The 14,915-nt window shown below is 46.0% G+C and carries 14 protein-coding genes; 9 read left to right on the top strand and 5 right to left on the bottom strand.

The features are described 5' to 3' along the window. Nucleotides 1-22: 22 nt before the first annotated feature. The 5 genes from ATB76_RS23265 to dnaA all read right to left on the bottom strand — a co-directional run bounded on the left by ATB76_RS23265 (nucleotide 23) and on the right by dnaA (nucleotide 7,122). Entirely contained in the window at nucleotides 23-460 is a 438-nt protein-coding gene (locus tag ATB76_RS23265; protein WP_005440850.1) for an Hsp20 family protein, read from the bottom strand. Nucleotides 461-1,031: 571 nt separating this feature from the next. Continuing rightward, nucleotides 1,032-3,449, bottom strand: coding sequence for a DNA topoisomerase (ATP-hydrolyzing) subunit B (gyrB, locus tag ATB76_RS23260; RefSeq protein WP_061036171.1), 2,418 nt, complete (start codon nucleotides 3,447-3,449; stop codon nucleotides 1,032-1,034). Nucleotides 3,450-3,462: 13 nt separating this feature from the next. Then, entirely contained in the window at nucleotides 3,463-4,542 is a 1,080-nt protein-coding gene (gene recF, locus ATB76_RS23255; protein WP_038870208.1) for a DNA replication/repair protein RecF, read from the bottom strand. Nucleotides 4,543-4,551: 9 nt separating this feature from the next. Further along, entirely contained in the window at nucleotides 4,552-5,652 is a 1,101-nt protein-coding gene (dnaN, locus tag ATB76_RS23250) for a DNA polymerase III subunit beta (protein ID WP_038870207.1), read from the bottom strand. Nucleotides 5,653-5,715: 63 nt separating this feature from the next. Then, nucleotides 5,716-7,122 (bottom strand): chromosomal replication initiator protein DnaA, encoded by a 1,407-nt coding sequence (gene dnaA / locus ATB76_RS23245; protein ID WP_038870205.1) that lies wholly within the window; start codon nucleotides 7,120-7,122, stop codon nucleotides 5,716-5,718. A 430-nt stretch (nucleotides 7,123-7,552) separates the two neighbouring features. On the opposite strand from dnaA, the gene ATB76_RS23240 reads away from it, so the two are divergent. The 9 genes from ATB76_RS23240 (at nucleotide 7,553) to mioC (ending at nucleotide 14,456) form a co-directional block, all read left to right on the top strand. Next, nucleotides 7,553-8,314 carry an amino acid ABC transporter substrate-binding protein gene (locus ATB76_RS23240; protein WP_038875186.1) on the top strand — a complete coding sequence of 254 codons (762 nt, stop codon included), beginning with the start codon at nucleotides 7,553-7,555 and terminating at the stop codon, nucleotides 8,312-8,314. A 106-nt stretch (nucleotides 8,315-8,420) separates the two neighbouring features. Beyond that, on the top strand, nucleotides 8,421-9,092 hold the full coding sequence (locus ATB76_RS23235) for an amino acid ABC transporter permease (RefSeq protein ID WP_038870202.1): 672 nt from the start codon (nucleotides 8,421-8,423) through the stop codon (nucleotides 9,090-9,092). Next, a complete protein-coding gene (locus tag ATB76_RS23230) occupies nucleotides 9,089-9,826 on the top strand; it encodes an amino acid ABC transporter ATP-binding protein (RefSeq protein WP_061036170.1) in 738 nt (245 codons plus the stop codon). Before ATB76_RS23235 ends, ATB76_RS23230 begins: the two co-directional genes overlap by 4 nt. 242 nt (nucleotides 9,827-10,068) lie before the next feature. Further along, nucleotides 10,069-10,203, top strand: a complete 135-nt coding sequence (gene rpmH, locus ATB76_RS23225) for a 50S ribosomal protein L34 (RefSeq protein ID WP_005378825.1) — start codon at nucleotides 10,069-10,071, stop codon at nucleotides 10,201-10,203. A 46-nt stretch (nucleotides 10,204-10,249) separates the two neighbouring features. After that, nucleotides 10,250-10,573: a ribonuclease P protein component gene (gene rnpA / locus ATB76_RS23220; RefSeq protein ID WP_009699098.1), complete on the top strand. Its 324-nt coding sequence runs from the start codon at nucleotides 10,250-10,252 to the stop codon at nucleotides 10,571-10,573. Then, entirely contained in the window at nucleotides 10,540-10,797 is a 258-nt protein-coding gene (gene yidD, locus ATB76_RS27555) for a membrane protein insertion efficiency factor YidD (RefSeq protein WP_005451046.1), read from the top strand. The genes rnpA and yidD overlap by 34 nt, the downstream gene beginning before the upstream one ends. Before the next feature lie 2 nt (nucleotides 10,798-10,799). Further along, a complete protein-coding gene (gene yidC / locus ATB76_RS23215; RefSeq protein WP_039977916.1) occupies nucleotides 10,800-12,422 on the top strand; it encodes a membrane protein insertase YidC in 1,623 nt (540 codons plus the stop codon). A 132-nt stretch (nucleotides 12,423-12,554) separates the two neighbouring features. After that, on the top strand, nucleotides 12,555-13,916 hold the full coding sequence (mnmE, locus tag ATB76_RS23210) for a tRNA uridine-5-carboxymethylaminomethyl(34) synthesis GTPase MnmE (protein ID WP_061036169.1): 1,362 nt from the start codon (nucleotides 12,555-12,557) through the stop codon (nucleotides 13,914-13,916). Nucleotides 13,917-14,015: 99 nt separating this feature from the next. Further along, on the top strand, nucleotides 14,016-14,456 hold the full coding sequence (gene mioC / locus ATB76_RS23205) for an FMN-binding protein MioC (RefSeq protein ID WP_038870197.1): 441 nt from the start codon (nucleotides 14,016-14,018) through the stop codon (nucleotides 14,454-14,456). Nucleotides 14,457-14,915: the final 459 nt, after the last annotated feature.

The following is a 14,915-nucleotide window of genomic DNA, read 5'->3' as shown; positions in this document are numbered from 1 at the left end:
TAACTGAAATATCTTTAGCTGATTAGCTGTTTTCAATCAGGTTATTGCCACCAATAGCAATCTTACGTGGTTGCATTGCTTCTGGAATTTCACGAACTAAATCCACATGAAGCAGACCGTTTTCCATTGATGCACCGACAACTTTTACGTAATCCGCAAGTTGGAATTTACGTTCAAAGTCGCGCTCTGCAATGCCTTGGTAAACGTAGTTTTTACCTTCTTCGGCTTTACGCTCGCCCTTCACGATCAACATGTTTTCGTTTTGAGTCAAATCGAGCTGATCTTCAGCAAAACCAGCAACTGCCATAGTAATACGGTAGTTGTGCTCGTCTTTTTGCTCGATGTTGTATGGAGGGTAACCGCCAGAAGTGTTCTTCGCAGAGCTTGCTTCCATCAGGTTGAACAGACGGTCGAAGCCAATTGCATTACGGTATAGTGGTGAGAAATCTACATTACGCATAATCTATCCTCTTTTAAGCAATAGTCTTAGCCCAGATGAAGGTCATCCACGTGGCGCATTTATGCAAGAAAACGCCGAGCTAAGGGATCCGATGGTTCATTCCTCTGACCTACTCTTTAGGTGCGGGGACATGATGTCGAATCTAGGGTCAAGTTGTGTGCTAAAACTGAGTATCCTCTCCTGAGCGATCTCGTTTAGCGATTCCAGAGGCGCTGTTCTTCTCTTGTTGAGCAAGTTAGCCATCCCTCTTCATAACTAGATATAAGGTCGAAAAATGGGCTTTCAAGGGCTCCGGTGAAAATATTTTTAGATCCCCGACTCGGTCGTTCCTCCCTCTCGAAGCGTTCCCATATTCATAGGGCGCAGCCGTTCTCGTTACTTTTATCTGGTTTCTCCCACTCAATAAAAAAGCACCACCCGAAGGCAGTGCTTTTAAAATTCTATCAAAAGAAATTTAGATTCGTTTTTCCGCAGGGGGATATGCTTAGTTCTAGGAGAAGGCGCGCAGCATACAAGTGTATGTGAGCACCTTCGACAACGAAATCAGCATATCCAGCAAAGGAAAAATAGTCTAAACGTCTAGGTTTGCTACTTTAAGCGCATTCTCTTCGATGAAGTTACGACGCGGCTCAACTTGGTCACCCATTAGCGTGGTGAACAATTGGTCTGCGCCTACCGCATCTTCAATTGTTACTTGCATCATGCGACGTGTCTCAGGGTCCATTGTGGTTTCCCAAAGCTGATCTGGGTTCATCTCACCTAGACCTTTGTAGCGCTGTAGGCTTAGACCACGACGCGACTCTTTGATTAACCACTCAAGTGCAGATGCAAAGCTTGATACCGGCTGAGTACGCTCGCCACGTTTGATGTAAGCGCCTTCCTCAATCAAGCCATCTAGTGCTTCCGAAAGCTCAGCTAGCTTGTTGTACTCTTTCGAGTTCAATAGATCGATGCTTAGTGCGTAGTCATGCGTTACACCGTGAGTACGTACGATAATCTTAGGTAGGTTTAGACCTAGCTCTTCGTGTTGCTCAACTTCGAAGCTGTATTGGCTTGCGCCCACTTCTTTCGCGTTTAGCTGTTCAACTAGCTGTTTTGTCCACGCTTCTACTGCTGCAGCGTCGTGGCATTGCTCTGCCGTTAGGCGCGGCGTGTAGATTAGCTCATGAACTAGCGCGCTTGGGTAACGACGGCTCATGCGATCCGCCAGCTTGATACCAGCGTTGTATTGCTGAACTAGCTTCTCTAGCGCTTCGCCTGCCAATGCTGGCGCTTCTGCGTTTACGTGTAGCGATGCGTTATCAAGTGCCAAAGCCACTTGGTATTGGTTCATCGCGTCTTCGTCTTTGATGTACTGCTCTTGCTTGCCTTTTTTCACTTTGTAAAGTGGTGGCTGAGCGATGTACACGTAGCCACGCTCGATAAGCTCTGGCATTTGACGGTAGAAGAAGGTCAACAGTAGCGTACGGATGTGCGAACCATCGACGTCAGCATCGGTCATGATGATGATGTTGTGGTAACGCAGTTTGTCCGGGTTGTACTCGTCACGACCGATACCACAGCCTAGTGCCGTGATCAGAGTTGCTACTTCTTGAGAAGAAAGCATCTTGTCGAAGCGCGCTTTTTCTACGTTAAGAATCTTACCTTTTAGCGGTAGGATTGCTTGGTTCTTACGGTTACGGCCTTGTTTTGCGGAGCCGCCTGCCGAATCACCCTCCACTATGTATAGTTCAGAGAGTGCTGGATCTTTTTCCTGACAGTCTGCAAGCTTGCCTGGCAGACCAGCTAGGTCTAGCGCACCTTTACGACGAGTCATTTCACGAGCTTTACGCGCTGCTTCACGAGCACGAGCAGCATCGATGATTTTAGAACAAACCATCTTAGCTTCTGTCGGGTTCTCAATTAGGAACTCAGACAGTTTCTCACCCATTGCGGATTCAACCGCTGATTTAACTTCTGAAGAAACCAGTTTGTCTTTAGTTTGGCTAGAGAACTTAGGATCTGGCACTTTAACCGAAACAACTGCAGTTAGACCTTCACGTGCATCATCACCCGACGTTGCTGTTTTCGCTTTCTTAGAGAAACCTTCTTTATCCATAAAGGTATTCAGCGTACGCGTTAACGCCGCACGGAAACCTGCAAGGTGAGTACCGCCATCGCGTTGTGGGATGTTGTTAGTGAAACAGTAGATGTTCTCTTGGAAGCCATCGTTCCATTGCATTGCCACTTCTACTGCAATGCCATCTTCACGTTCAAAATCGAAGTGGAAGATTTTCTCGATGATTGGTGTTTTGTTGGTGTTTAGGTGATCAACGAACGCTTGAATACCACCTTCAAACATGAAGTGGTCACTCTTGTCTGCTTCACGCTCATCAACCAACTTGATAGAAACACCAGAGTTTAGGAAAGAAAGCTCACGTAGACGTTTTGCTAGGATATCGTAATGGAATTCGATATTTGTGAAGGTTTCAGCACTTGGCCAAAAACGGATTTGTGTACCCGTTTGGTCTGTATCGCCCACAACCGCTAGTGGCGCCTGAGGTTCACCATGGTGGTAAGTTTGCGTATGGATATGACCGCCACGATGGATAGTCAGTACTACTTTTTCAGACAGTGCGTTTACTACTGAAACACCTACGCCGTGAAGACCGCCCGATACTTTGTATGAGTTATCGTCGAACTTACCACCAGCGTGAAGTACCGTCATGATAACTTCTGCTGCTGATACTTTTTCTTCTGGGTGCAATTCTGTTGGAATGCCACGACCATCATCCGTAACTGAAACCGAGTTGTCCTCATGAATTGTCACAACGATGTCTTTACAGTGACCTGCCAACGCTTCATCAATTGAGTTATCCACCACCTCAAAGACCATGTGGTGAAGACCGGTGCCATCGTCCGTGTCGCCAATGTACATACCTGGACGCTTACGAACCGCATCCAGACCCTTTAGTACCTTAATACTCGATGAATCGTAATTTTCAGACATGAGTTTCTCTCTTCTAGTTTGACTCTATCCTGCCATGTTCCACATGAAACAATTTGCCCGTATCGTCCAACATATCGGCGATTTGGCTATCAGTGATAGAGCTTACAAATACTTGTGCGCCCGTCTCTTTTAAGCAGTCAGCAAGACGCTTGCGACGTTGGCTGTCTAATTCCGACGCAAAGTCGTCAATTAGGTAAATACATTGTTTTCCGGTCATCTCGGTAAGATGTTGTCCCTGCGCTACACGCAATGCACACACCATGAGTTTTAACTGACCGCGTGAAAGAACATCTTCTACTGGTGTTCCATTCACTTTAATTCGCAAATCAGCCTTATTCGGGCCACTAAAGGTGTACCCCAATGACTGATCACGCTCGAAATTCTTTTCTAGTATCTCATGATAGGGTGTATCTTTATCCCATCCACGATAATACTTTAATTGGATCTCAAATTCTGGCAAAAATGTCTGGCAGATGGTTTCCGCTACGGTTTTCATCTGTTCGATGTAATGCGCACGCCATTGGCTGATATTTTCAGCCAACCTAGCCATCTCTTGATCCCAATAACTGAGCTCTCGATAACTGTTAGCGGTTTTTAACAGTGCATTACGTTGCTTGTTGAGACGTTTAAATCGCCCCCATGCATCATAAAAAGCGGGTTCCGTATGAAACACACCCCAATCGATGAATGCACGGCGATGTTTAGGTCCATCCGTAAGGAGATCAAACCCTTCTGGATGTATCAACTGCAACGGCAGAACTTGTGCAAGCTGCGCCAGTTTTTGCCCAGATTGACCGCCTATTTTAACCTCTGTTGAGCCATCACGCTGCTTATTAATGCCGATAGGTAGCTCAAATTGATCCGAGTTCAAAAAACGACCATGAACAAACAGTTCATCACACTCATTTTGGATGATTCGTCCGGTCAACGAGCTCTTGAAAGAGCGTCCGTGTCCGAGCAAGTAAATCGCTTCTAAGACACTGGTTTTACCGCTGCCGTTCGGTCCAATAAGAAAGTTAAAGCCTGTCGATAAATGAATATCACAGGCTTTAATGTTTCGAAATTGCTGAATGATAAGGCGAGAAAGTGGCATTCAGATGGCTTATAGACGAATTGGCATTACCACATACATGGCACTGTCGTCGTCTGCGTTTTCAATCAACGCACTGGCGTTGGCATCCGACATCGACACTCGCACTTTTTCACAGCGCAATGTATTAAGCACATCCAGCACGTAGCTTACGTTGAAGCCGATTTCGATCGCGTCACCTTCAAAGGTTACGTCCAGCATCTCTTCTGCTTCTTCTTGCTCTGGGTTGTTCGCCGTAATGCGCATTTCGCTACCAGCAAGGTTCACGCGAACACCACGGAATTTTTCATTAGAAAGAATGGCAGCGCGAGAAAACGCTTGGCGTAATTCATCACAGCTTGCTTCTAATGTTTTGTTGGTACTTTGCGGCATTACGCGGCGATAATCTGGGAAACGGCCATCAACGAGCTTAGAAGTAAAAATGAAGTTGTTCACTTCTGCACGCACATTTGAACTACCAATTTGTAGTACAACAGGTTGCTCTGGCGCATCCATTAGCTTAACCAGCTCTTGTACGCCTTTACGTGGCACGATGATTTGCTTTTGCGCAAAATCTGCACCCAGTTGTGTTTGAGATACTGCCATACGGTGACCATCAGTCGCTACACTGCGTAGCGTCGTACCGTCGATTTCAAACAGCATGCCGTTTAGGTAATAACGAACGTCTTGGTTCGCCATTGAGAACTGTGTTTTTTCGATCAGTGTACGTAGATCAGACTGAGTCAGTGACACTTCAACTTCACTCTGCCAATCTTCGATGTTCGGAAAATCGTTCGCAGGAAGTGTGGCCAATGAGAAACGGCTACGACCAGAACGGACTTGTACACGATCGCCTTCCAGCACGAAGGTGATGATAGAGTCATCTGGAAGACCGCGGCAGATATCGAGAAACTTACGAGAAGGAACGGTAATGCTACCCGCTTCAAAATCCCCTTCTAGAGTCACTTTGCTCACCAATTCCACTTCCAAGTCGGTCGCGGTCATGGATAACACATTATCTTCTACTTTAAGCAGTAGGTTACCCAGAATTGGTAGGGTTGGTCGGCCACCTAATGCGCCTGAAACCTGTTGTAGCGGTTTGATTAAATGACTACGTTCAATAGTAAATTTCATGCTTGGCTCTTTACGCTGTCAGCTCAATTAATGATTTGCTTGGAATACTGTCATTCTAACCGATTAAGAAGACAGGGTGCGAATCAAGTTAGAGTAATCTTCTTTAATATCGTGGCTCTCTTCACGCAGCTGCTCAATCTTGCGACAAGCATGCAGTACCGTGGTGTGGTCACGACCACCAAATGCATCGCCGATTTCCGGCAAGCTGTGGTTGGTCAGCTCTTTTGCTAATGCCATTGCCAACTGGCGAGGACGAGCAACCGAGCGAGAGCGACGTTTAGACAGCAGGTCCGCCACTTTAATTTTGTAGTATTCCGCCACCGTCTTTTGAATGTTGTCGATGGTCACGAGCTTTTCTTGCAGTGCCAACAAGTCACGTAGCGCTTCACGAACGAAATCAATCGTAATTGGACGACCCGTAAAGTTTGCGTTTGCGATAACGCGGTTCAGTGCACCTTCGAGCTCACGAACATTTGAGCGTAGACGCTTAGCAATAAAGAAGGCCACTTCATCCGCTAGGTGGATTTGATGGTCTTCCGCTTTCTTCATCAAGATCGCCACGCGCGTTTCAAGTTCTGGTGGCTCGATCGCAACCGTCAGACCCCAACCAAAGCGAGATTTCAGACGATCTTCTACACCGCTGATCTCTTTTGGATAACGGTCAGACGTTAGAATGATCTGTTGGTTTCCTTCCAATAACGCGTTAAAGGTATGGAAAAATTCTTCCTGTGAACGCTCTTTATTAGCAAAGAATTGGATGTCATCGATAAGAAGTGCATCAACACTGCGGTAGTAACGTTTGAATTCTTCAATCGCGTTGTTTTGCAGTGCTTTTACCATATCTTGCACAAAACGCTCAGAGTGCATGTACACCACTTTTGCGTTTGGATTGTTATCCACAATCGCGTTGCCTACAGCGTGAAGCAAGTGCGTTTTACCTAAACCCGTACCACCATATAGGAAAAGCGGGTTGTAGGCTGCGCCTGGGTTATCTGAAACCTGACGTGCTGCCGCTAAACCAAGTTGGTTCGACTTACCCTCAACGAAGTTGTTGAACTTGTGTTTCGGGTTCACGTTTGAGCGGTGGTTGATGTTCGCGATCGCTTGAGCGTCGTCATCCCACGTTTTATGTACAGGTTTACGAGCTTGCAATTGTGCAGGCGCTGAAGACTCAGCAGCCACATCGGCCGGCGTACGTGTCGGTACCGGCTTAGGCGCTGCAACTGGGCGGCTACCCACTTCAAAGCGCAAGCTAGGGACGTCGTTACCGCAGTATTCTTGCAGTAAACGGTTGATGCTGTTCAGGTACTTGTCACGAACCCAGTCCAAAACAAAGCGGTTTGGGGCGAACAGAGTGAGAGTATTGTCATTGAGCTCCGCTTGTAACGGACGAACCCACATGCTGAATTCTGTAGCTGGTAGCTCTTCTTGAAGCTGCTGCAAACATTGCAACCAAAGCGAAGATGACACGGTGCCCCCACTGAGTATTTGAATTATCGGAAAAGACTGGCAATTTTACCTGTTGATAACCAAGATCGCCAGCAATTGATCGACGATCCAGTGAATAAGATCTAAGTTATTCACAATTATTTAGCTGAACATAGAGAGATCAACACATCTTGCCCCAAGATTGCCCACACAACGATCCACATTTGGGCAAAATCCGTCAGATCCAGTAATTGGTGATAACTCTGTGTATGAATTTTCCGTCACCGTTGTTTTTTGATCGCCACTCCTGCTCTTTTCGATCGTTTTTTCATCATTTATTGCTAATTTTTGCCTACTCTCTATACCAAATACGATCTTATTACTCTCAGGACTAGGTTATTGCACTTGGTTATTTATTTAATTGAGCTAACTGACAGTAGTATTTCCAACCATAAAAGTATGGAGATGTATTATGAAAAACTGGATTAAGGTTGCCGTTGCAGCCATCGCTTTGTCTGCTGCGACTGTTCAAGCAGCTGTCGACACTGCCGCTACTGAAGTAAAAGTAGGCATGTCTGGCCGCTACTTCCCATTCACCTTTGTGAAGCAAGATAAGCTGCAAGGTTTCGAAGTGGATATGTGGGATGAAATCGGTAAACGTAACGACTACAAGATCGAATACGTCACAGCGAACTTTTCTGGTTTGTTTGGCCTGCTAGAAACAGGTCGTATTGATACCATCTCGAACCAAATCACCATGACAGACGCACGTAAAGCGAAATACCTATTTGCTGACCCATACGTGGTAGATGGCGCTCAAATCACGGTACGTAAAGGCAATGACAGCATCCAAGGCGTGGAAGACCTAGCAGGCAAAACGGTTGCAGTTAACCTAGGCTCTAACTTTGAACAGTTGCTTCGCAGTTACGACAAAGACGGCAAGATTAACATCAAGACTTACGATACGGGTATTGAACATGATGTGGCGCTGGGCCGTGCTGATGCCTTCATCATGGACCGTTTGTCTGCACTAGAACTGATTAAGAAAACAGGTCTACCGCTGCAACTGGCGGGTGAACCATTTGAAACCATTGAAAACGCTTGGCCATTCGTTGATAACGAAAAAGGTCGTAAGCTACAGGCGGAAGTGAATAAAGCACTTGCAGAAATGCGCGCCGACGGAACAGTAGAGAAGATTTCAGTGAAATGGTTTGGTGCCGACATCACTAAGTAAAACTTTTCTTCTTTTAGGACGTAGAGCTTTATCTCGCGTCCTTTTTTTAACTCAATGACAAGGTGGAACTTCGTATTCCACCTTTTCTTTTCTCAAGGTAAGTCGTATGGGATTTGATTTTAATTACATGTTGGAACTGCTGCCAATACTGCTCAAGTATCTTGGCACAACCATGGAAATGGCCACATGGGGATTGGTCTTTTCACTGATTTTAGCCATCATTTTAGCTAATATTCGCGTATTTAAGCTGCCAGTTCTCGATCAATTGAGCCAACTTTACATCAGCTTCTTCCGTGGGACCCCACTTTTAGTTCAACTGTTTTTACTTTACTACGGCTTACCACAAATCTTCCCGATCATGGTCGGTCTTGATGCCTTCTCAGCGGCAGTGATTGGTTTAACACTGCATTTTGCCGCGTATATGGCGGAAAGCATCCGAGCCGCAATCATCGGCATTGATCGTAGCCAAATGGAAGCGAGCTTATCGGTTGGAATGACAACCCCACAGGCCATGCGCCGTGTGATTCTTCCGCAGGCAACGCGTGTCGCACTGCCTTCATTGATGAACTATTTCATCGATATGATTAAGTCGACTTCCCTCGCCTTCACTCTTGGTGTGGCAGAAATCATGGCCAAAGCACAAATGGAAGCGTCATCGAGTTTCCGCTTCTTTGAAGCGTTTCTTGCTGTCGCCCTAATTTACTGGGGGGTAGTTGTAATTCTGACGCGAGTACAAATTTGGGCAGAAGCGAAATTGAATAAGGCGTACGTACGATGATCAAATTAGAAAACATCCACAAACGCTTTGGTGACACTGAAGTGTTAGAAGGCATTGATCTCGATATCCAACAAGGTGAGATCATCGTCATTATAGGGTCCAGCGGTACGGGTAAATCGACATTACTGCGCACGGTGAACTTTCTTGAGCAAGCGGATGAAGGTCGCATCACCGTTGATGACATTTCCGTCGACACACAAAAGCATACCAAAGCCGAAGTATTAGCCCTGCGACGCCGCACTGGGTTTGTTTTCCAAAACTATGCCTTGTTTGCCCATATGAATGCACGTCAGAACATCGCAGAGGGCTTGATCACGGTACGCGGTTGGAAGAAAGACGACGCACTTCAGCGTGCTCAAGAGATTCTGGATGACATCGGTCTTGGTGATAAAGGCGAAAGTTATCCAGCGGCATTGTCTGGTGGCCAACAACAACGTGTGGGCATCGGTCGAGCGATGGCACTTCAACCTGAACTGCTGCTGTTTGATGAGCCAACTTCTGCGTTGGATCCTGAATGGGTTGGAGAAGTTCTCTCATTAATGAAGAAGTTAGCTAACCAACATCAGACCATGCTGGTGGTCACACATGAAATGCAATTTGCGAAAGAAGTCGCTGACCGAGTGATCTTTATGGCCGAAGGCAACATTGTCGAGCAAGGTTCTCCACAAGATATCTTCGATAATCCACAAGATCCTCGACTGCAAAAATTCCTTAACCAAGTGGGGATAGAGTAAAGATCAAGCATCAAGATCAATCGATCCTTGAGATTTTACTCACACTACGTATAATCGCTCGGCCGGAATTTCGTACTCATGAGTCATTGACACATTATGTGAGTGTGATTACAATTCCGCCTCTTTGTTGAGAGGCGTCGGTTGCTTCTCTCTATATAAAGAGTTTCTTTATATAAGAAAGCATATTGCCCACGCCGGGTTTAACAAGAACCTAAAACTACTGATCAGTAAAGGTAATTATCATGAAACGCACTTTTCAACCTACAGTTCTAAAGCGCAAGCGTACTCACGGCTTCCGTGCTCGCATGGCAACTAAGAACGGTCGTAAAGTTATCAACGCACGTCGTGCAAAAGGCCGTGCGCGCCTATCAAAATAATCGCTAGTTTATTTTGAACACGTACGCGTTTAATCGGGAGTTACGCTTGTTAACTCCCGAGCATTATCAAAACGTCTTCCAGCAAGCTCATCGAGCTGGCTCGCCTCATTTCACCATCATTGCTCGCAATAACAAACTTTCTCACCCACGATTAGGTTTAGCTGTTCCGAAAAAGCAAATCAAAACTGCTGTCGGTCGAAACCGCTTTAAGCGTTTGGCTCGTGAAAGCTTTCGTAACAATCAACATCAACTTCCAAATAAAGATTTTGTTGTGATTGCCAAGAAAAGCGCGCAAGATTTAAGCAATGAGGAACTATTTAAGTTGTTTGATAAGCTATGGCATCGCCTGTCTCGCCCTTCACGTGGATAGCCATTGGGCTCGTTAATCTGTATCGCTGGTTTATCAGCCCTTTGATTGGTCCTCGTTGCCGGTTCACACCAACTTGTTCTACTTACGCACTAGAAGCTTTGAGAGCTCACGGTTTTGTAAAAGGATGTTGGTTATCAGGCAAACGTCTATTAAAATGCCACCCTTTGAATGAAGGGGGGTATGACCCCGTTCCACCAGTCCAAAAACAAGACAGAGATAACTAACGATGGATTCTCAACGTAATATCCTGCTCATCGCTCTGGCACTGGTTTCTTTCTTGCTATTTCAACAATGGCAAGTAGCAAAGAACCCAGCACCTCAAGCGGTTGAACAGGCTCAATCAAGCAGTACTCTACCTGCACCATCTTTTGCTGACGATCTAGACCCAGTTCCTGGTCAACAGCAAGCTTCTGCAAAAACTATCACAGTAACGACTGATGTTTTAACTCTGTCGATCGACACCGTTGGTGGCGATGTGGTACATGCCGACCTAAACAAATACGCTGCTGAACTTGATTCATCAGATCCTTTCGTTCTGCTTAAAGATACTAAAGGCCACCAGTTCATCGCACAAAGCGGTCTAGTGGGTCCTCAAGGTATTGACCTAAGCAGCACTAACCGTCCTCACTACAACGTGAGCGCAGACAGCTTTACTATGGCTGACGGTCAAGACGAACTACGTGTTCCAATGACTTTCACTGCGAACGGTATCGAATACACTAAGACTTACGTATTCACACGTGGCAGCTACGCGCTAAACGTAGAATACGATGTCGTGAACAACTCAGGTAACAATGCAACCTTTGGTATGTACGCTCACTTGCGTCAAAACCTAATGGACGCAGGCGGTAGCATCACGATGCCAACTTACCGTGGCGGTGCTTACTCAACTGAAGATGTTCGTTACAAGAAATACAGCTTCGAAGATATGCAGGATCGTAACCTGTCTATCAACCTAGCAGACGGCCAAGGTTGGGCAGCAATGATCCAACACTACTTCGCTGCAGCGTGGATCCCACGTAACGAACCAGGTACAAACCTATACACTCGCGTAATTGGTAACCTTGGCGATATCGGTGTTCGTATGCCGAACAAAACTATCGCAACAGGTGACCAAGCTCAGTTCGAAGCGACGCTATGGGTTGGCCCTAAACTACAAAATGAAATGGCAGCAGTAGCACCAAACCTAGACCTAGTAGTTGACTACGGTTGGTTATGGTTCATCGCTAAACCACTTCACTCACTGCTTGCTTTCATCCAAAGCTTCGTGGGTAACTGGGGTGTGGCAATCATCTGTTTGACCTTCATCGTTCGTGGTGCAATGTACCCACTAACGAAAGCGCAATACACATCTATGGCGAAAATGCGCATGCTACAGCCTAAACTGCAAGCAATGCGTGAACGTATCGGTGATGACCGTCAGCGTATGAGCCAAGAGATGATGGAACTGTATAAGAAAGAGAAAGTAAACCCACTGGGTGGCTGTTTACCTCTTATCCTACAGATGCCAATCTTCATCGCGCTATACTGGGCACTAATGGAATCGGTTGAGCTACGTCACTCACCATTCTTCGGTTGGATTCATGACCTTTCAGCGCAGGACCCGTACTACATCCTGCCACTTCTGATGGGTGCATCAATGTTCCTAATCCAGAAAATGAGCCCAACGACAGTAACGGATCCAATGCAGCAGAAGATCATGACCTTTATGCCGGTTATGTTCACCTTCTTCTTCTTGTTCTTCCCATCAGGCCTAGTTCTATACTGGTTGGTGTCGAACATCGTTACGCTGATCCAACAAACTTTGATTTACAAAGCGCTGGAGAAAAAAGGCTTACACACCAAGTAACCTTTTAGTAAAAGAATAAGAAAGGCGGCCAAAAGGTCGCCTTTTTGTTTTTGGCTGATTACAATTCAGCTAATTAATGGTTATGGCTCCCTAGGACTTCAAACCCTATAGCCCAGCTCAAAAGGCAAGATTATGACTACAGATACGATTGTCGCTCAAGCAACCGCACCGGGTCGTGGCGGTGTCGGCATTATTCGTGTTTCTGGCCCTAAGGCCAACCAAGTAGCACTAGAGGTAACCGGTAAAACCCTAAAGCCTCGCTACGCAGAATACCTGCCATTCCAAGCGGAAGATGGCACCGTGCTAGACCAAGGCATTGCCCTTTACTTCCCTAACCCACACTCGTTCACAGGCGAAGATGTGTTAGAGCTGCAGGGTCACGGTGGCCCCGTGGTAATGGACATGCTGATCAAGCGCATCTTGGGTATTGAGGGCGTTCGTGCCGCACGTCCTGGTGAGTTCTCTGAGCGCGCGTTCTTAAACGATAAGATGGATTTAACCCAAGCAGAGGCAATCGCTGACCTGATTGATGCTAGCTCTGAAGAAGCCGCAAAATCGGCACTTCAGTCGCTACAAGGTCAATTCTCACAGCGTATTCAAACGCTGGTGGAATCTCTTATTCATCTGCGTATCTACGTAGAAGCAGCTATCGACTTTCCTGAAGAAGAAATCGACTTTCTTGCAGATGGTAAAGTGTCTGGAGACTTGCAAGCTATCATCGACAACCTTGATGCCGTGCGTAAAGAAGCTAACCAAGGTTCGATCATGCGCGAGGGCATGAAAGTTGTCATTGCAGGTCGTCCTAATGCGGGTAAATCAAGCCTATTGAATGCACTGTCAGGTAAAGAGTCCGCCATCGTAACCGATATCGCAGGCACTACTCGTGACGTACTACGAGAGCACATCCATATTGATGGAATGCCACTGCACATCATCGATACTGCTGGTTTGCGTGACGCTTCAGATGAAGTAGAGAAAATCGGTATCGAACGCGCTTGGGACGAAATAGCACAAGCTGACCGTGTGCTTTTCATGGTGGACGGTACAACAACCGACGCCACCGATCCTAAAGACATCTGGCCTGATTTTGTCGATCGCTTGCCGAACAATATGGGCATGACAGTGATCCGTAATAAAGCGGATCAAACCGGTGAAAGTATGGGGATCTGCCACGTCAATGATCCAACCTTAATCCGCCTATCAGCGAAGACGGGCTCGGGTGTGGATGCTTTGCGCACTCACTTAAAAGAGTGCATGGGCTTTTCTGGTAACACTGAAGGTGGTTTTATGGCGCGCCGTCGACACCTAGATGCGCTAGAACGCGCAGCTCAACACCTTCAAATCGGCCAAGAGCAGCTAGAAGGGTACATGGCAGGGGAAATCCTCGCAGAAGAGCTACGCATTACTCAGCAGCACCTCAATGAAATTACTGGTGAGTTTAGCTCTGATGACTTACTCGGCCGAATTTTCTCTTCATTCTGTATCGGCAAATAATAAAATGCGCGGTGTTAGGCTTGAGCTTACCACCGCGTTTCTTTTTGTACTGACGCTCAGAGACCTACGGGCGTTGGTATGACTCAATAAGGAAGACACATGATCCACATTATTACAGGCAGTACTTTAGGTGGCGCGGAATACGTAGGAGATCACTTAAGTGATCTCCTCAACGCAAACGGCTTCGAAACAACGATCCACAACCAGCCAGAGTTGTCTGCTATCGAGAATCAAGGCACTTGGTTGGTGATAACTTCAACTCACGGCGCGGGTGAATATCCAGATAACATTCAGCCTTTTATTGCTGCATTACAAAACACACCGCCTAAGATGGCAGACGTAAAGTTTGCTGTGATAGCGATTGGTGACTCAAGTTACGATACGTTCTGTGCTGCTGGCCAACATGCTTTCGACCTATTAGAAGACATTGGCGCAACACCAATCACAGACTGCTTGAAGATTGATGTACTTAGCTACGACGTACCTGAAGACGCCGCAGAAGTGTGGTTGAAGGAAAATCTGGCTCGCTTTTCTGCTTAATTCCTCTATCACAGAGTCGCATTGCGGCTCTGTTTCTCCCCATTGTGAATAACTTCTCTCAAAAAATTTTGTTCAACCGCTCAAAAAACACCCAAACCATCTGTGGATAAGTATACTAAGATCCGGTGACTTTCCTTTAGTTATCCAAATAATAACTTTGATCCATTTTTACCCCTGTGTATAAGTAGCGATTTTGATCTCAGGTAATCCTCGATCAGATCAAATCATGATCACAACTTTTGATCCAAAGAAGATCCATGATCTTGTTGATCATTTTCTACTTATCCACAGAAGTGGTCGATCCTAATAATAGATCCAATAAAAGATCATATATATAGATCTTATATATATAGTCTTGGAGACTAAAATTTGAAAAGCGAGAAAACGATTCTCTCTCACAGAGAAAAAAGGTAAAATACCGCTCTTTTTTATCTGTCCATTAAATCCTTTGAATACCTG

Origin of the sequence: Vibrio sp. MOR3, from assembly GCF_001557775.1 — a bacterium.
Classification (GTDB): Bacteria; Pseudomonadota; Gammaproteobacteria; order Enterobacterales; family Vibrionaceae; genus Vibrio; species Vibrio jasicida.
This window is presented reverse-complemented; position numbering and strand designations above follow the sequence as displayed.